This window comes from Flavobacterium potami (genome assembly GCF_020026915.1).
In the GTDB taxonomy this organism is placed as follows: domain Bacteria; phylum Bacteroidota; class Bacteroidia; order Flavobacteriales; family Flavobacteriaceae; genus Flavobacterium; species Flavobacterium potami.
This window is the reverse complement of the sequence record NZ_JAINUY010000008.1, coordinates 270807-288601: the sequence shown is the minus strand read 5'-3', so window position 1 is coordinate 288601 and position 17795 is coordinate 270807. Positions and strand designations below refer to the sequence as shown.

The window sequence follows — 17795 nt, the reverse complement described above, 5'->3', positions numbered from 1 at the left end:
GACTGCGACTGCGACTGCGACTGCGACTGCGACTGCGACTGCGACTGCGACTGCGACTGCGACTGCGACTGCGACTGCGACTGCGACTGCGACTGCGACTGCGACTGCGACTGCGACTGCGACTGAATACTAAAACTTACTGCGGTAAAACAGGCGGTCTCATTCTATAAGCTCCAGAAGATAAACTTCCAATAAAATCTTCCAAAGCATCCATTTCAGATTTGTTTAGATTTAGTTTTTTAATCAGTTTTGAAGTTGTTGGAAACAAAGTATCATTTAGTTGATGTTCTTTTCTTTTTGGTTGAGGCATTCCAGCATTATAAATATTTAAAACACCACGCAAATTAGGGAATAAACCATTGTGCATATAAGGTGCATTTTGAGAAACACCTCTTAAAGATTGTGTTTTAAATTCGCCTACATTTTCTGCTTTTCCGGTAACATTATATCTTCCCAAATCTTCATATTCCCTTCCATAATAGGTTAATCCTACATTATGAAATTTATTATCTGCAAAATTGGCTGTATTGTGACAATTGATACAACGCGCTTTGGTGCGGAATAAATGTAAACCCAGAACTTGTCTATTAGTCAATTGTGTAGAATCTCCTTCAATGAATCTATCAAATTTACTTTTCGGACTAATTAATGTTCTTTCGAAAGTAGCAATGGCTTTTAAAATTTCTTCTTGAGTTAGTTTTTCTTTTCCAAAAGCCTTTTTAAAATATGGTTTGTAGCCTTTTATTTTGTTCAAACGTTTGGTTGCTAAATCGATATGAAAGTTCATTTCTTTAGCATCTTGAATCGGAAAACTGGCTTGATCTTCTAAAGTTTCGGCTCTTCCATCCCAAAAGAAAACTTTGGCATAAGCAATGTTTACTAAACTTGGAGCATTTCTATTTCCTTGCAATCTTCCTTCTCCGTACGAAACCCTTCTCGCATCGCCCCAGTTCAATTCGGGATCATGGCAATTGGCACAGGAAATCTGCCCAGATTTGGATAATCTAGGGTCAAAGAAGAGTACTTTTCCTAATTCGGCTTTTTCTTCGGTGTACGGATTGTTTTCTGGAAATTCTGGTTTGCCTAGAAGTCCGATGTCTTCAAAACCTTGACTATAAACTATAGAGTCTACTTCAGGCTTTGGCCATTTTTGATAATCGCCACTGCTGTATAATTTTTTTAATTCTGAAATTGAAAACTCGGGTTCAATTTTAGAATAAGATAAAAGTAATATTGAAAATAACATTGCTAAAACAGCAATCAATTTTGTTTTCATTTTAATAATTTAATTGTACACCCATTTGAATCCAATAGGTGGTATTGGTATTAATGCTGACTGGATAATCAGTTTGTTTTTTAAGTGCGATTTTCTCTTTTAGATTGGTAAAGAAAACCACCGTTTTGTTGTTTTTTGTGGGATAGCTGTATTGTAAACGTAATGCTGGAGCAAAGTAATTCGTTGTGCTCACTGCATAATCATAAATTATAACTTCATCAAAAAATCTAGCATTTGTTCCGCCAGAAGTATCATAATATTCCAGTTTTGATGGAAGCGGGAAATACATATTGAAACTTACAGTCGTATTTATTTTGCTTTTTTCGAATGAAAAATCTTTGCTTCCAAATATTCCGGTGTTTAATGAATTTAATTCGATATGTGTTGTCGCCAGAATATCATCATATTCGTTTTGTTGATATAGTAAATCTAAACCAACTAAGTAATCGATTTTAGAACCTGTTTTTTTAGAAAGAGATGTTGTCCAGTTTATTTTATTTAATGAATTGGTATAATTGTAACCATTGCTTTGTTTGTCGAAATTTTTCGCATCGCTTTGATCGAATTTTAAAGTGGATTGTATTTCTTTTTTATTCCATTTATACAGAGCAAATATTTCAGCGTGCTTTGATTCTGTTTTAAGTTTTAATCTTTCGGCTTCTTTTAATTCGTAAATGCTTTGATAAAATATATTATTTGAATTTTGTTTGTAAAACAACGCTGTTATAATCGCTTTTTTGTTTGAAAATGTATATCCTAAACCTATTTTGTCTACAAGGTCTTTGTACAAATAACTCTGAGTTTGTTCAATCGATTTGAAATAATTTAGAATCCTTCCATAGCCCGCATTAAAGCGAAGATAAGTTTCTGGATAAGCTTCAAAATTTAAATTGGTATTACTGTAAGAATAGGTATAGTCTTTTTTGTTTTCAGCATAACTGCCTAAAACAAATGCTTTGTGACTTTCTGTCATCTGATAGCCAATTTGTATTTCTCCTCCCATTTTTCTGTTGGTAATTTGAGGTCTTGGATCTGCAATTCTACTGTATTTTTCGGCGCCGTAATTGGCTTTCACAGCAATAGATAAATGATTGGTAATGTCTTTAGAAAAACCACCGCTTAAGGTATAAATTTGATTGTCCCAATTGGCTTTTCTTGGAACATAAAAATAGTGAGGTGTAATAACTTCCTGCTCTTCGGAACGATCTTCAGAAAGTACCCAACCGAGATTTTTTTCAAGCGTTCTTTTGATGGACAAATCACCAAATAATTTCCATTTCGATTTTGTTGTAAAATATCCTTGTGCAGAAAATTGATAGGTATTGACTTCGTTAGCAATCTGTTTTCGCGCAAATTCATTTTGCTGATGTTCATACGAAACTTCACTAAATGTAAAATCTTTAATGTTTGCATTCGTGTACGCAATCGGATATTTAAAAATTTGATTTTTGACTTGATTATCAATAAGATGATTTTGCACTCTTATAGTGTCTTGTGCATTCGCATTCAAAACGAAAGAAAACAACAAAAGAAGTAATGCCCAGAATTTCCAGGCATTACTTTTAATGTGATTTATTTTAATTTTATTGATTTTCATTAAAGAAAATTTTAGTTGAATCCTCTAGGATTTGCCGTTACTTCTACGAAATCATTTGTAGAATTGTTTGTGTCCTGAAGAATAATTCTGCCAGCAATTGTAGTTTTAGTTTTTCTCATTACCGATTTTGAAGAATAAGCCCCAGAAGGTATGTAGGTATTTCCTCCATCAATTTGAGAAGGTAATTTTTTAGGTACTAAAAGTGATCCTAAATCTCTTGTTGTGTCAACTCCGTCGATAAGAACTGAAACTGGAATTTGAAGCGCTTGGTTAGCATCTCCTTTAGGATTTTTATACTTTTTCAATGCGGCAAATTCTGCATCAGTCATTTTGAAAATAGTATATCCGTGTCTTCCTAATGAATCAAAAATCATGTCGTTGTTGCTATTACCCCAGTAAGCAATATCTACATCTGGAACAGCAGGATTTTGAATATCATATTGATAAGTATCTCCAGAATAATTTCCTAAGAATGATTCGAAATCTGCTGTGCTCAAATCTACTGTCAATTCTGGGCTTACAATACTAACAGCTTTACCATTATTGTCTACATAATTTGCTTTATGATTAATGGCGTTTTGTGCAATAACAATACTTTTACCAGGTTGTACAGGATATTGTGTGCCATTTCCTGGAATTTTTATAATATTCAAGGCATAAACGTAATCTGTATTTGCAGCGCTTCCAAGTGTCATTCCTTCAGATTTACTCCAGTCGAATTGCCCGTTTGGTAAAGTGTATGCTACTACTGTTGTAGTCGTATTTCCGGTAAGTTGTGCCATATATAAACCGTCGGCATACTGAACTGTATTAGAATTGTTGTAAATTTCGATAAACTGATCTCTAAATACAGCCCCTTTTTTAGTGTCAGATCCTCCGTAATAAATTTGTTTAATTACGAAGTCACCCACTTTAGAAGTTTTCAGTTCAACGTCGGTTGAAGTAGCCGTCGCATTTACAATAACACTGCTTTCTGCACCATTAAAATTGATTTCAGCTTCTGTTGGTGTGTAACCAAAAGTCTCTGTAAATTCGGTTGCTGCGATCACTTTAGTAGCCGTAATAGAATAAGTTCCAGGTAAAATCTGTTTGAAAGTTGCAACACCATTTTCATCAGATTCTACAGTATATTTATTTGTAGTTTCTGTGTTTACAATAGTTACACTAGCTTTCTTAACGTTTAAGCTATTAAAAGTAACATCGTATTTAAGTGAAACCGTAAAATCGACTGGTTTTAGTGCTGCACTTTCATTATCATCATTGCTGCAAGATTGGATGATTAATCCAAAAAGTAGTATAAAAATAGAGAGTGTTTTTTTCATAGGTATATATATTTAGAATTGATAATTAAGTCTCGTTCCAAAGGAAAAGTTTGCTATGTCTGACTGATGTCTTTCGCCATTTATATAATAATAAGGTTTAAGATTTAAGAAATTGGTAGCATAGAATGAAACACTAAATCCATTTGAGAAATCTTTAGAAAGGCGTAAATGAAAATTATGCAACATTTGGTCCAGCTTATATTGCGAAGTATCCAAACCACGAATAAGATGCCCGTATTTTTGAGTATCGGTTCGCTCATTTTCTGGGATTTCATGGTAAACTAATTCGCTGTCTAGGTAACCATTTGGAAAGATTTTCGTTGCAGAATTAGTTGTTTGCATTAAAATATGTTCACTTCTTAAAGAGATAACCAGTCCTGCTTTTGGAATATGGTAATTGAAATTAAAACTGGCTGTAAAATTTTCACTTATAACAGGTCTCGAATCATAGACACCATATTTTTCAGAAGAAAGAAGGTCTGTTGATTTTACATAAAGTGACGTTCTGCTGAAATCATTCGATTTGACATAAGAGGTATTCATACTTATATCAAGATTCAAGGCTTTGATTTTATTGAAATTTATAATCGATTCGATCCCGACATCCTCAGAAGTATTATTGTTTTGAACGGTTTGGGTCAAATAATAGAATTTTTCTGTTCCTTCGATTTCATATGTTGGAATTTCAGCACCAACAATATTTACCACAACTTTTGGCACTTCTTTATAAACAGGAAGCTGTTGACTAGTAAATCCATTGACCAATTTATTGTAATATCCAGTTAAATTAACATTCGCAAAAGGAAGATTTATATCTATTCCGGCTTCTGTTCGATATGATTTTGAAGGTTTTAAATTGAAATTATCTCCAGGAGTTATAATAGTTTGAATCCATGCTTTTTGATAAAGGCCAGGATAACTGTAGATACCGTTTGCAACTAATCGATCAATATAGCGTTCTCCAGTGTACAATTGATTCAATGATGGCGCTTTTGATGATAAACCCAATCCACCTCTAAACCTGAAAGTTTTATTTATCGAATAAGAAGAATTTAAACGAGGTTGCAATGATACATTTCCAGACTGATTTTCATATCTTAATCCAAAATCAATATTTAAAACTTTGTCCTCTTCAAATTTTTTATAGATTCGGTCTTCAAGATAAGCTGATAATTGATTTTCGGTTCTTGTTCTGTTAAAATCATAATCTCTATAGCCTAGCGTATTATCTCCTCCCTTATCCATGGTGTAAAAATTTTGTAATCCGCTGACCCCACTTTTCCTGCCTGCACCTTTGTTAGAACTAGTTCTTCCAGACAAACCAAAGACCAAACTGTGCACCCACTGCGCTTTATTAGTAATTGCTTTTGTTACTTCGATATTAGCAAAAGAAGAAATAGGAATGCCTTCTACCGTACTAATACTTGTATACTGAGAAGGAAGAACATACGCTTCATGAATGCCTTCTTCTAGAGAATTAGTTGCGGCAGTAAACGATCTATTCATCCATTGTTCTTTTCGGGAGAATTGTTTATCGTACGAAAATCCAGTATTTAGATTTAGACCATCAATCCATAAATTATTAGGTTTCCACATAAAATTGTCAGAGATAGAAATACCTTTTTTATCATTTTTAACGACGGCATCTGTAATATCATCTGGATCCTTTTTAGCATCATCAAGATTGGTTCGAAATGTGGTGCTTAATGTGTTTTTAATTTTTGATGTGCTATTCTTGGTTTGCCAGGAAAGATTTCCATTGACTCTTTGATAACTTAAAAGGCTATTTCTCGGATCTGTTTTAGAATCCAGATAATTGAATCCAATGTTCATTGAATTATTAGAATTGAATTTTATTCCTTTCGTTAAATTAAATTCTGTAGTTGCGTCGCGTATGGAAGCCGAAACACGATACGGACTATAACCAACTTTTGTCGTAATCAAAACAAGTCCGGAAGTTAAATCTCCATATTTTGCAGAAGGAATTCCTTGTATAACCTTTATTTCTTCAATGGTATTCGTTGGAATTTCTCTTAAGTCAACGCCGTAATTCGGATTAGTAAATACATTTTGATTGGATGCGGCAAAAGCATTTTGGCGTAAATAACCGTAAGGTCCTGTTACATTTGGATTTAAGGACTGCATGTTTTCGTTGTTCGAAATCGGAATGTCATTTATTACAAATGATGTTCCGAAAGATTTAGCGCCTCTTGCAGAGGTCAAATCAGATGCTGTACGAAAGGTTATGGTTTTAAATTGATTTAAATTGAAATCTGCAGTTGTCTGTCCAGGAAGCTGTTGCAAAACATCGTCTATAGAGAAAGCTTGAACATTATTTATGGCATTTTTTCCTAAAGTTAACTCAGAATATTGCCTTTGTTTTTCTGCCGTAACCACAACTTCTTTTAAGAAAAGCGTATTGTCTTCTAAATAAACTGTTATAGTATTTTGCCCGTTTTTTAAAGTCTGATTAACATCTTTTTTGCCAAGAATAGAAAAATGAAGCTCAATATCTTGAAAGTAAGGAATTGTTATAGTAAAGTTTCCGTCTTTATCAGAGATAGCCCAGTTTTCGGTTTTGGTATCACGAACAAAAACGCCTGACAATGACGTACGTGTTTCCTTCGATAAAATGGTACCGGAAATTGTTTTTTGAGCAAAAATTACTTGAGTAAATAATAAAAAAAAGGTAATAAATCGCATCTGTTTTTAATTAGAACGAATAAAAATAGTGATGCAAAAATATCAATAATTCTTTGCGAAGCAATGAAAAATAAGGGAGTTGTTAAATTGTGCTTGTCTTAATTTGTGAGAAAATCGTATTGAATTACTTTTAAAAATGAAGTGTATGTCATTGATAAACAATAGAATGTTCTTTTTTTAATTTTGTAAGAATAAGTGACTATTAATTTTTTAAGGAGATGTAGATTTGATGTATTCCAAAGCAAACTATTTCTTGTTAATTGAAGTGCATTTTTTAAGTTTGCTTCAGTTGTTTTGAATTATTTCCATAAAAAAAAGAGCTGGAAAAGTAATTCCAGCTCTTTAAATATTTAAGATAAAAATATCTATTCTCTTTATTCTATTTTCTATTCTCTAAAAAAATTAATCCAAAGATTCGGTTAATTTCTTAAAAACACCTTTAGCATCTTTTCCATCATACAAAACTGCATAAACAGCATCGATAATTGGCGTTTTAGCACCGTAACCTTGATTTAGTTTATAAGCACTTTTTGTAGCATAATAACCTTCTGCAACCATACTCATTTCCATCATGGCACTTTTTACGGTGTATCCTTTTCCAATCATATTTCCGAACATTCTGTTTCTTGAGAAAACCGAATATCCTGTAACCAATAAATCGCCCAAATAAGCCGAGTCATTAATGTTACGTTTCATTTTATGTACTTTTCTAATGAATTTCTTCATTTCGCGAATCGCATTACTCATCAAAACAGACTGAAAGTTATCGCCATAACCTAAACCATGTGCAATTCCGGCAGCGATAGAGTAGATGTTTTTCAGCATTGCTGCATACTCTGTTCCGATAATATCGTCTGAAATTTTGGCTTTAATGTAATTTCCTGAAAGTGATTTAGCCACAGTTTTAGCTTTGTCAGGATCTCCGCACGCAATGGTTAGGTACGAAAGTCTTTCTAACGCTACTTCCTCTGCATGACAAGGTCCTGTAATAACACCAATATTGTAATATGGAATATCGTATTGAATGTGGAAATGTTCGCCAACAATTAAACTTGTTTCTGGAACAATTCCCTTAATTGCAGAAAAAATAATTTTATCCGACAAAGAAACCGTCATGTTCTTTAATTCGGCATCTAAGAAAGCAGATGGAATTGCAAAAATGATATAGTCTGCATATTCGATCGCTTCGTTTATATTGTTAGTTAATTTGAGTTTTTTGGTGTCAAATTCAACCGAACTTAAGTAGTTTGGATTGTGTTTGTATTTCTCTATGTGCTCGATAGCTGCATCATTACGCATGTACCAGGCAATTTCGGAAAGATTAACGCATAACATTTTTGCAATTGCCGTTGCCCAGCTTCCTCCTCCAATTACTGCAAATTTTAACTTTTCGCTCATTATTTTATTAATTTAAAACAAAAGTACTTAATAATGTGCTAATAAAGCAAAATCTCATTTAATAAATTTGAAAAAAGCCTTTAATTACAATGACTTCCAAGAGATTTTGCCCTGAAAATAATTTTTTTACAACAACGCAATAAAAATTGAAGGCTTACGTTATAACACTTTATAAATTAGAATTTTAATGAATTTACAAGGAATTGAGTTAGTTAGTTTTGTTTTAGTATTTTAAAAAGGCGTTCCTATTTTCATAAGAACGCCTTTTTTAGTTTTCAGTCGCTTTTTAGTTTTCAGTCGCAGTCGCAGTTTTCAGCGCTGACTGTAAACTGAGACTGTAAACCCAGACTGAACACTGCGACTAATAAGAAAGTTCAACAATAGATTTTACTTTATCTAAAGTTACCAATTGCTTTTCGCCTAAACCTTTCCAGCCTCTTTCGTCAAAACGTTTTACGATAAAATCTGCTGTATTAGAGTAGTCTTTTGTGTATTGAGAAAGTTTCGTGTCCATGCCCATGGTATGGAAAAACTCCACTGTTTTGTTGATTGCTTCTTTTGCCACTTCATCATCAGAACCAGTTAAATTGAAGATTCTTCTTCCGTATTGCGCCAGTTTTGCTTTTTTAGTTTCGAACATTACGGTATACAAACTGGGACTGATAATCGCTAAAGTTCTAGCGTGATCAATTTCGTATAAAGCTGTTAATTCGTGACCAATCATATGTGTTGCCCAATCGCTTGGAACACCTTTTTGAATCAATCCGTTTAATGCCATTGTACAGCTCCACATAAAATTAGAGGCCAAAGTATAATCGGTTGGATTTTTTACAACTCCTGGGCCAACTTCAATTAAAGTCTGTAGAATTCCTTCTGCAATTCTATCTTGAAGAAAAGCATCTGTAGGATACGTTAAATATTGTTCCATAACGTGTGTGTAAGCATCCACAACACCATTTTCAAGTTGTCTTTTTGGTAAAGAAGCAATTACAGTTGGATCACAAATTGAGAATTGAGGAAACAAACCACTTCCACCAGAAGATAATTTCTCTTGAGTTGCTTCAATTGTAACAACATATCCAGAGTTCATCTCGCTTCCTGTTGCTGGCAGCGTCAAAACAGTTCCGAAAGGCAAAGCGTTTTCTTTAATCAAAATTCTTTTTTGAAGAATATCTAATGGGTTTCCTTCGAAATTCACAGCAGCTGAAATAAATTTCACCCCATCAATTACAGATCCACCGCCAACAGCCAGAATAAAATCAATTTTTTCTGCTTTTATAACATCAACGGCTTTCATTAAAGTTTCAAATCTTGGATTTGGCTCAATTCCACCAAATTCCACAATTTCAAAACCTTTCAAATTGTTGATTACTTGATCGTAAATTCCGTTTTTAAAAATACTTCCACCGCCATAAGCCAAAAGTATTTTAGCATTTTTTGGCACTAAAGTCGAAAGTTTTTCAATTTGTCCTTTTCCGAAGATTAAATTCGTCGGATTGTATAATTCAAAGTTTATCATTTTTTATTTAAGTTTCTGAGATTCTGAGTTGCTAAGATTCTAAGTTTTCTTGAATTGAACTTATTTCTTTAGCAAATTATCATCATTTTTTATTTAAGTTTCTGAGATTCTGAGTTGCTAAGATTCTAAGTTTTCCTGAATTGAACTTATTTCTTCAGCAAATTATCATCATTTTTTATTTAAGTTTCTGAGATTCTGAGTTGCTAAGATTCTAAGTTTTCTTGAATTGAACTTATTTCTTCAGCAAATTATCATCATTTTTTATTTAAGTTTCTGAGATTCTGAGTTGCTAAGATTCTAAGTTTTCTTGAATTGAACTTATTTCTTCAGCAAATTATCATCATATTTTTATTTAATTTTTTAGATTCTGAGTTTCTAAGTAAAAACTTAGCATCTTAGCAACTCAGAATCTTAGTATCTTTTTTACTTCAATTCTTGCAACAATTTTGCCGCTACCAATTTAGACGAAGCTGGGTTTTGACCCGTAATTAAAAGTCCATCAGCTACTGCATAAGGTTGCCAATTTGGTCCTTTAGAAAAAATTCCACCGTTTGAAGCTAAAGCATCTTCTAATAAAAACGGAACTACTTTTGTCAATCCAACAGCTTCTTCTTCCTCGTTTGTAAAACCAGTTATTTTTTTGCCTTTTACTAAATATTCTCCGTTTACTTTTACGTTTTTCAGAACCGCTGGAGCGTGACAAACAAAAGCTACTGGTTTTTTATGCGTGTAGAAAGATTCGATTAAAGCAATAGAACTTCTATCTTCTACTAAATCCCAAAGCGGACCGTGACCGCCTGGATAAAAAACAGCATCATAATCTTTTTGATTAACTGTCGATAGCTTTAAAGTGTTTTTTAATTTTTCTTGTAAAACCTGATCAGCGTCAAAACGTTTGGTATCTTCTGTTGCCGAAGCTGGATCGGCACTTTTTGGATCAATCGGCGGTTGACCTCCAAGTGGAGACGCAATTGTAATTTCTACTCCTTGATCTAATAATTCATAATACGGTGCAGCAAACTCTTCTGACCAAAATCCTGTTTTTTCTCCAGTGTTACCTAACTTATCGTTGCTGGTAACAACAAATAATACTTTTTTCATCTTCTTCTTGTTTGATTTTTGAGCCTCAGCAGAAAAGCTAATGGCTGTAAATGCAGTTATTGCGAATAGTGCTATTTTCTTCATAAATATTAAATTTTGAACAAATTTACAGCTTATGTGATATCAGTAAAAATAAAATAAACTATGTTTGTTATAAATATATTTATATCATGGTAAATCTAGAATGGTACAGAACTTTTAAAGCAGTTTACAAAAACGGTAATTTTTCAGTGGCTGCGAAGGAATTATTTATGAGTCAGCCTGCGGTTAGTCAGCAGATTTCAATGCTTGAAGCACACGTGGGGAATAAATTGTTTAATCGGAAATCGAAAGGAGTTGAGCCAACCGAATACGCTAAGTTACTGAATAATTTGATAATAGATGCATTGGAAAGGCTTGAAAATGTAGAAACTAGCTTTAGAACCAAAGCCGAAGATGCCAACAGATTAATCTCGGTCGGCGTTTCTAGACATCTATTCGATTGCATAGGAGATTTGTTAATTGCAAAATTTGATTTGATCGATTTTACTTTCGCAGAAAATGATGAACTTTTTGCTTTGGTAGACGCTAAAAAATTAGATTTCGCTATCACAACTAAAAGGTTCGATACTTTTGATACCGCTTATGAAATTGTTGGAAAAATTAAATTGATTCTCGTTGCTCCAACAAGTTTAGATATATCCGAATTCCGCCAAAAATTAAAATCAGATAATTTTACTGAGATCGAACAATGGCTCAATGCCCAAAAGTGGTATAGCCACGATGCCAGAATTCCGCACATAAAATTATTTTGGCTACATGCTTTCAATAAAAAAAGACCGTCGATGGTTCCCAATTATATTATTCCATCAGAAAATGAAATGTTGAGACTTTTGTCTAAAAATGAAGGAATTGCTGCAACGTGGAATTGCAACGCAAGGAATTTCATCAAAAAGAACAAATTACAGTTGGTTTGGAATAGTTTTCATGTTCCAGAAGAATTTGTGTATTTATTGACGGCAAAAAACAACAATACAAACTCATTTTTTGAAATCATTGCTAAAGAATTAAAATTGTTTTTTGGTAATCGCCTATAATGAAAGCTTTTTTCGGTCAAAAGATTAAAAAAAAATAAGAATATTCGTTGCTTATATTTTAAAAAACTATCTTTGAGATATATACCACTAAATTTCCAGTTATGAAAAAAATTGTTACAATTCTGATGTTTGCTCTGGTGCTTTATGCCAGTAACTCTTGCAGTAAAAAGGATGACGAGGAGATCATCAATTGTTTAGCGGAACAAATTTATATGAAAGTGCATAATTCTACAGATGCCACTAATCCTAAGTTAATGAATTATTCTGCCACATATAGCGGAACAGGAACTTTAACCGCGGTAAAATGGAACTTCGGAGACGGAAAAACTGGTACCGGAGAGACTGTGACACATACTTACACTGCAGCTGGAACTTATGATGCATCTGCTGAAATAACGGTTAAAGTAAATGGAGCAGAATGTACTTCTATTATTAAAAGGCCTGTTACGATAAATTAGAACAGTACAAAAAAAATTAAGAGCCAATTTTGCAATGTGAAATTGGCTCTTTTTTTGTTTTTAATCTATTTGCTGTATTATGATTTAAATCATATCGCTTTGGTTTTTAAAGGGGTAACTTTGATATATAAATTTCTAAAGATTTTTAATTATGAAAAAGATTGCCACAATTTTGGTATTAATTGTTCTTGCTTTTACAAGCAATTCATGTAGTAAAGAGTTAGAATCTATGGTTGATTGCACTGGAGAATCGGTTTTAGTTAAAATTGATCATAATGTAGATCCTGATAATTCTAAGAAAGTTAATTATTCGTTTAACTATGCAGGCAACGGAACTATAGAAGCAATTATTTGGACATTCGGCGACGGCGCACCTTCCGTGGCTGGTAGCGAAGTATCTCATACGTATGCAACTTCAGGAAGTTATACTGTTAAGGTTCAGGCTAAAATTAAAAAAGATGGTAGTATTTGCGAGTTAACACCACAAAGAACACTTTCGATAAACTAAAAAAACATTTAAAAAGAGAGCCAATTTTATAATTTTATTGCTATAGTAATAGATTATAAAATTGGCTCTCTTTCTTTATATTTGTTGGATATGACTTTTAATATGGAAAATTTGCAAAATATTAGAATTGCTGTAGATGCTATTGTTTTTGGTTACAAAAGTAATGATTTATATGTTTTATTGATTGAACAACAATTCGGATCTTCTGATAAATATTGGGCTTTGCCTGGCGGTTTGGTTAAAGATGATGAACCTTTAAGTGAGGCTGTAATTCGCGAATTACGTGAAGAAACTAATGTTGAACTTACCTTTATGGAACAGCTTTACACTTTTGGTGATGATATTCGTAGAGATTCCAGAAACCGTGTTATTTCTGTGGCTTATTATGCTTTGGTCGATGCTTCTAACTTAGAAATTAAAGCGGATACAGATGCAGAAAGAGTTCAATGGTTTAAAATTGACGAAATTCCGCCTCTTGCTTTCGATCATAATTTGATTTTAAAGAAAGGAATAGAAAGACTAAAAGCGAAACTAACATACGAACCAATTGGCTTCGATTTACTTCCGGATGAGTTTTTATTCTCAGATCTTGAAAACCTTTATTGTACGATTTTAGAAAAAGAAATCGATCGTAGAAACTTCAGAAAAAAAATACTGAGTTATGGTTTTTTAGAAGAAACCGATAATTTTTCTCCAATAAGAAGCGGAAGACCTGCGAAATTATTTAAGTTCAACAAACTGAAATACAATGAATTAATTGATAAAGGCTTTCACTTCGAAATAAAGTTTGCGTAATTTTTACACAAAATAAATTGTTTATTCAAAATTAAATTCTACATTTGCGTATAATTAACGCAAACTGCAACACTATGATACTAAATCTCGACCCAAAATTCGCTCCATTTCAAAATCAGGAAGAAATCAAATTTCAAAGTTTTACTTTCTCTGGAGGAGAACCACACATCAAAATCGCACCAGATTTTGATCCAAATAGAAAAGTTACTATTACACACCGATTGAATTCATTCAACGATTTAGGGTTGTTGTGTATTACGGTTGATGCGCTAAGAAGAATGGATGTTAAAATCATCGAACTTTTCATTCCGTATTTTCCAGCTGCAAGACAAGATCGTGTTATGATTCCTGGCGAGCCTTTATCTGTAAAAGTGTATGCTGACATTATCAATGCCATGCAATTGAACAAAGTTTTTGTTTTTGATGCGCACTCAGAAGTTACTCCGGCTTTATTGAATAACAGTACTGTAATTCCGAACTATACTTTTATCAAAGAAGTTTTAAATAGAATTGGTGAAAACGTAAAATTAATTTCTCCAGATGGTGGCGCTTTAAAGAAAATCTACAAAGTATCTGAGTTTTTAGGTGGTGTTGAGGTTGTAGAATGCAGTAAAAGCCGAGATGTAAAAACGGGAAAATTATCTGGTTTTAAAGTTTACAACGATGATTTGCAAGGAATGGATTGTTTAATTGTAGATGATATCTGCGACGGAGGAGGAACTTTCGTAGGATTGGCTGAAGAATTAAAAAAGAAAAACGCCGGGAAATTATATTTAGCAGTAAGCCACGGAATTTTCAATAAAGGATTTGAAGTTTTGAACTGTTTTGATGGCATTTTCACAACTAACTCTTTTAAGGATTTTGAAGGAGAGAGCGTTCAGGTCATTAAGCTGGATGCTTTAGTTTAAAAATGTTTCAAGTTTCAGGTTTCAAGTTGTTTTGCAAACCTTAAAAAAATCTATTAACTGTTTCAAGTTTTTAAGTTTCAAGTTAGTTCAAATAACTTGAAACATGAAACAAAGAAAACCTGAAACAAAATAACCAAAAATTATGAGCGACGATTTAAAACCAAGATTTATTGAGTCTTTAAAAAGAAACAATGATCAGATTAGAGAAGACAGAGCCAAAGTAATTGGTGAAGATTCTGAATTAATTTACAGAAGAAGAGTCGAAGACATCGAATTAAAAATCAAAAGACTCGAAAGAGAACAAGAAGGATTAATTGATATTAGTCCACTGGATAAAAACAGTTTGACATTTGCCGATTTTCAGCCGGAAGCCTTTGTTCAGAAAGACATGGAACTTTCGTTGACGATTAGAAATTTAAACATCCAGTTTGAAGTTACAAAAAAGAGATTTGAATATTTATTTGGTAAAAAATATTAGTCATGGGAGGTACAAGATATGATTTCGGTGCTCGCGAAAGCAGAGCAAAAAAAGTAGGTTACGCTAGCAAATCTGCTGCAGAGATATTTACACAGAATGCATTACATATGGCTCACGAATCTATGAATCCGAATGGAGTGATTTTTAGAGAAGCAAGAGATTCTGATGTTCATCCAAACACCGTTCCGATTATTTTAGGATTGGATGTTACGGGAAGTATGGGACATATTCCACACGAATTGATCAAAGACGGACTTCCAAAATTAATGGGCGGAATTATTCAAGGCGGTGTTCCAGATCCGGCACTTTTGTTCTTAGGAATCGGAGATCACGAATGCGATAGATATCCGCTTCAAGTGGGACAGTTTGAATCTGGTGACGAAGAATTGGATATGTGGTTGACAAGAACCTACATTGAAGGTGGAGGCGGAGGAAACGCTGGCGAAAGTTATCTTTTAGCATGGTATTTTGCAGCATTTCATACCAAAACGGATGCTTTCGAAAAAAGAGGACAAAAAGGATTGTTGTTTACAGTAGGTGATGAACCAGGTTTGAAAACGCTTCCAGCTTCGGCAATTAAAGAAATTATGGGGCAGGGACAACAGACTTATACGCATCTTGAATTATTGGCAGAAGCGCAAAAACGTTACGATGTATATCACATTAGTGTATTGCATTCAGGACAAGCAATAAATGCCGATGTTGAATGGAAAGAATTACTGGGACAAAACTGTTTGTCTATCGAAGATCACAGAGAAATTCCAAACGTAATCAAAAAGATCATCTGCGATAAACATAAAGGTTCTGGTTTAGGAACAATACCAGTTTCTGGTACAAGTGATAGTGGTTTAGATAATATAGAGATGCTTTAAAATTTTAAACACATAGAAACATAGATTTTTTCTTTTGTTTGTGAAAGAATAGGGAAAGAAACTAGTTTCTAACACATAGTAACTATGTGAATTGAAATGAGTGAAACGCCTTTTTTAGGTTTCAATAAGCTATGATTCTATGTGTTTAAATTAATAACAACAAAATGAAAACAGCGAAAATAGTTATAGGTTTAGGATTTGGTGATGAAGGAAAAGGCATAACAACAGATTTTCTGGCAAAACAAAACCCTGAATCTATAGTTATTCGCTTTTCGGGAGGACAGCAGGCGGCACACACCGTTATGATTGGCGACAGAAAACACGTTCATTCGAGTTTTGCAAGTGGAGCACTTCGCGGTCTTCCATCTTATTACAGTGAGCACTGTACGATTCATCCGCTTTTTTTGTACAACGAAAGAGAAGAATTAAAAGAAAAAAACGCTAATCTGGATTTGTACATTCATCCTTTAGCAAAAGTTACCACTCCTTTTGATGTCTGGCACAACAGAGGAAATGTGCGAAACATCGAAAACGGAACCTGCGGAAAAGGCATTGGTTCAACCATGAAAAGAAATGAAGGTCCGTACAAATTGTTTGCCATCGATTTGATTGCGCCTCGCGAAATGCTTTTAGAAAAACTAAACCAAATTGCCTATTACTATGGTTTTTTAAACGAAAGCGGAATCGACGAAGAAATCAATCTATATCTGGACGCAATTGATAAAATACAATGGAATATTGTTGATTATACATTCCTTTCAAAATACGAAAATCTCATTTTTGAAGGCAGTCAAGGAATTCTGCTTGACATGGATCACGGCGTTTTTCCGAATGTAACGTATGCCAATACGACTTCAAAAAATGCAATCGAAATTTGTAATAAACTGAAGATTGAAGATGTAGCCGTTTATTACGTAACCAGAAGTTATTCAACCCGCCACGGACACGGCTGGATGGCGAACGAAGGAGAAATTAAATTAAAAAACAACGAAGAAGAAACCTGTGTTTTTAACGAATACCAAAAACGTTTACGTTTTGGAACTCTGAATTACGAACTTCTAAATTATGCTCTAAAACTCGATGCAGCTTACAGCCCAATGGCAAAACGAAATTTGGTTGTAACTTGTATGGATCAGCTGGAGCAAGATTATGAGTTCGAAAGTCTCACAACAGAATTCAATGAAATCTACGGGTCATTTTCAGCCGATTCAAAAGATTTCAAAAACATAACTTCTTTGTTTCAATAACTAGAAAAAATGAAATACAATATAGATACCATAACTCCAGAAAGTAAATTTATATTCTTCTGGGGACACCAACCGAGTAAAGACGGAACAGTTATTAAAACTTGTTTCAGCCAATGGTGGTTAAGTTCTTTTAAAGTTGATAAAGTAACTTACAAAACTGCTGAACATTGGATGATGGCGAAGAAAGCAGAATTATTCAACGATCAGGAAATTTTAGAAAAAATCCTTGAAGCTAATTCTCCTGCAGAAGCCAAAAAATTCGGTAGAGAAGTCAAAAATTATGTTGATACGGTTTGGTTAGAAAACCGATATGAAATTGTAAAACAAGGAAACTTTCACAAATTCAGTCAAAATGTTGATTTGAAGACTTTTTTATTAAACACAAAAGAACGAGTTATTGTCGAAGCAAGTCCAGTCGATCCAATTTGGGGAATCGGAATGGCAGAAGATCATAAAGATGTTCTAAAGCCAGAAGCCTGGAAAGGATTGAATCTCTTAGGTTTTGCTTTGATGGAAGTTAGGGATGAATTGAGATAA

The 17795-nt window shown here is 33.6% G+C and carries 16 protein-coding genes; 9 read left to right on the top strand and 7 right to left on the bottom strand.

What is annotated here, in order from left to right:
• Positions 1-136 precede the first annotated feature (136 nt).
• From K6T82_RS21885 to K6T82_RS21855, 7 genes are all read right to left on the bottom strand, one after another.
• A complete protein-coding gene (locus K6T82_RS21885; protein ID WP_223710670.1) occupies positions 137-1276 on the bottom strand; it encodes a cytochrome-c peroxidase in 1140 nt (379 codons plus the stop codon).
• A 1-nt stretch (position 1277) separates the two neighbouring features.
• Complete coding sequence (locus K6T82_RS21880) at positions 1278-2873, bottom strand: DUF6850 family outer membrane beta-barrel protein (RefSeq protein WP_223710668.1); 1596 nt, start codon at positions 2871-2873, stop codon at positions 1278-1280.
• Positions 2874-2884: 11 nt separating this feature from the next.
• Positions 2885-4195 (bottom strand): DUF4876 domain-containing protein, encoded by a 1311-nt coding sequence (locus K6T82_RS21875; RefSeq protein WP_223710666.1) that lies wholly within the window; start codon positions 4193-4195, stop codon positions 2885-2887.
• A 12-nt stretch (positions 4196-4207) separates the two neighbouring features.
• On the bottom strand, positions 4208-6898 hold the full coding sequence (locus K6T82_RS21870; RefSeq protein WP_223710663.1) for a TonB-dependent receptor: 2691 nt from the start codon (positions 6896-6898) through the stop codon (positions 4208-4210).
• 402 nt (positions 6899-7300) lie between these two features.
• Positions 7301-8296, bottom strand: a complete 996-nt coding sequence (locus tag K6T82_RS21865) for an NAD(P)H-dependent glycerol-3-phosphate dehydrogenase (RefSeq protein ID WP_223710661.1) — start codon at positions 8294-8296, stop codon at positions 7301-7303.
• Positions 8297-8657: 361 nt separating this feature from the next.
• A complete protein-coding gene (locus tag K6T82_RS21860) occupies positions 8658-9815 on the bottom strand; it encodes an iron-containing alcohol dehydrogenase (RefSeq protein WP_223710659.1) in 1158 nt (385 codons plus the stop codon).
• 423 nt (positions 9816-10238) lie between these two features.
• A complete protein-coding gene (locus K6T82_RS21855; RefSeq protein ID WP_223710656.1) occupies positions 10239-11000 on the bottom strand; it encodes a type 1 glutamine amidotransferase domain-containing protein in 762 nt (253 codons plus the stop codon).
• A gap of 86 nt (positions 11001-11086) precedes the next feature.
• Between K6T82_RS21855 and K6T82_RS21850 the strand changes: the two genes are divergently transcribed.
• From K6T82_RS21850 to K6T82_RS21810, 9 genes are all read left to right on the top strand, one after another.
• Positions 11087-11992, top strand: a complete 906-nt coding sequence (locus K6T82_RS21850) for a LysR family transcriptional regulator (RefSeq protein ID WP_223710654.1) — start codon at positions 11087-11089, stop codon at positions 11990-11992.
• Between the two features lie 101 nt (positions 11993-12093).
• A complete protein-coding gene (locus tag K6T82_RS21845; RefSeq protein WP_223710652.1) occupies positions 12094-12450 on the top strand; it encodes a PKD domain-containing protein in 357 nt (118 codons plus the stop codon).
• A gap of 151 nt (positions 12451-12601) precedes the next feature.
• Positions 12602-12958 (top strand): PKD domain-containing protein, encoded by a 357-nt coding sequence (locus tag K6T82_RS21840; protein WP_223710650.1) that lies wholly within the window; start codon positions 12602-12604, stop codon positions 12956-12958.
• A 102-nt stretch (positions 12959-13060) separates the two neighbouring features.
• Complete coding sequence (locus tag K6T82_RS21835; protein WP_223710648.1) at positions 13061-13753, top strand: NUDIX hydrolase; 693 nt, start codon at positions 13061-13063, stop codon at positions 13751-13753.
• Between the two features lie 74 nt (positions 13754-13827).
• Complete coding sequence (gene prs, locus K6T82_RS21830) at positions 13828-14661, top strand: ribose-phosphate diphosphokinase (RefSeq protein WP_223710646.1); 834 nt, start codon at positions 13828-13830, stop codon at positions 14659-14661.
• 142 nt (positions 14662-14803) lie between these two features.
• On the top strand, positions 14804-15139 hold the full coding sequence (locus K6T82_RS21825; RefSeq protein ID WP_095928446.1) for a hypothetical protein: 336 nt from the start codon (positions 14804-14806) through the stop codon (positions 15137-15139).
• Positions 15140-15141: 2 nt separating this feature from the next.
• Complete coding sequence (locus K6T82_RS21820) at positions 15142-16011, top strand: hypothetical protein (protein ID WP_223710644.1); 870 nt, start codon at positions 15142-15144, stop codon at positions 16009-16011.
• Positions 16012-16175: 164 nt separating this feature from the next.
• The gene (locus K6T82_RS21815) at positions 16176-17258 is read left to right on the top strand and encodes an adenylosuccinate synthetase (protein WP_223710642.1); all 1083 of its coding nucleotides are present in this window, start codon (positions 16176-16178) and stop codon (positions 17256-17258) included.
• A gap of 9 nt (positions 17259-17267) precedes the next feature.
• A complete protein-coding gene (locus tag K6T82_RS21810; protein ID WP_223710640.1) occupies positions 17268-17795 on the top strand; it encodes an NADAR family protein in 528 nt (175 codons plus the stop codon).

Bases quoted from the DNA above. Each gene is read 5' to 3' on its own strand.
- K6T82_RS21885 (WP_223710670.1), bottom strand. From the start codon at position 1,276: ATGAAAACAAAATTGATTGCTGTTTTAGCAATGTTATTTTCAATATTA.
- K6T82_RS21880 (WP_223710668.1), bottom strand. From the start codon at position 2,873: ATGAAAATCAATAAAATTAAAATAAATCACATTAAAAGTAATGCCTGG.
- K6T82_RS21875 (WP_223710666.1), bottom strand. From the start codon at position 4,195: ATGAAAAAAACACTCTCTATTTTTATACTACTTTTTGGATTAATCATC.
- K6T82_RS21870 (WP_223710663.1), bottom strand. From the start codon at position 6,898: ATGCGATTTATTACCTTTTTTTTATTATTTACTCAAGTAATTTTTGCT.
- K6T82_RS21865 (WP_223710661.1), bottom strand. From the start codon at position 8,296: ATGAGCGAAAAGTTAAAATTTGCAGTAATTGGAGGAGGAAGCTGGGCA.
- K6T82_RS21860 (WP_223710659.1), bottom strand. From the start codon at position 9,815: ATGATAAACTTTGAATTATACAATCCGACGAATTTAATCTTCGGAAAA.
- K6T82_RS21855 (WP_223710656.1), bottom strand. From the start codon at position 11,000: ATGAAGAAAATAGCACTATTCGCAATAACTGCATTTACAGCCATTAGC.
- K6T82_RS21850 (WP_223710654.1), top strand. From the start codon at position 11,087: ATGGTAAATCTAGAATGGTACAGAACTTTTAAAGCAGTTTACAAAAAC.
- K6T82_RS21845 (WP_223710652.1), top strand. From the start codon at position 12,094: ATGAAAAAAATTGTTACAATTCTGATGTTTGCTCTGGTGCTTTATGCC.
- K6T82_RS21840 (WP_223710650.1), top strand. From the start codon at position 12,602: ATGAAAAAGATTGCCACAATTTTGGTATTAATTGTTCTTGCTTTTACA.
- K6T82_RS21835 (WP_223710648.1), top strand. From the start codon at position 13,061: ATGGAAAATTTGCAAAATATTAGAATTGCTGTAGATGCTATTGTTTTT.
- prs (WP_223710646.1), top strand. From the start codon at position 13,828: ATGATACTAAATCTCGACCCAAAATTCGCTCCATTTCAAAATCAGGAA.
- K6T82_RS21825 (WP_095928446.1), top strand. From the start codon at position 14,804: ATGAGCGACGATTTAAAACCAAGATTTATTGAGTCTTTAAAAAGAAAC.
- K6T82_RS21820 (WP_223710644.1), top strand. From the start codon at position 15,142: ATGGGAGGTACAAGATATGATTTCGGTGCTCGCGAAAGCAGAGCAAAA.
- K6T82_RS21815 (WP_223710642.1), top strand. From the start codon at position 16,176: ATGAAAACAGCGAAAATAGTTATAGGTTTAGGATTTGGTGATGAAGGA.
- K6T82_RS21810 (WP_223710640.1), top strand. From the start codon at position 17,268: ATGAAATACAATATAGATACCATAACTCCAGAAAGTAAATTTATATTC.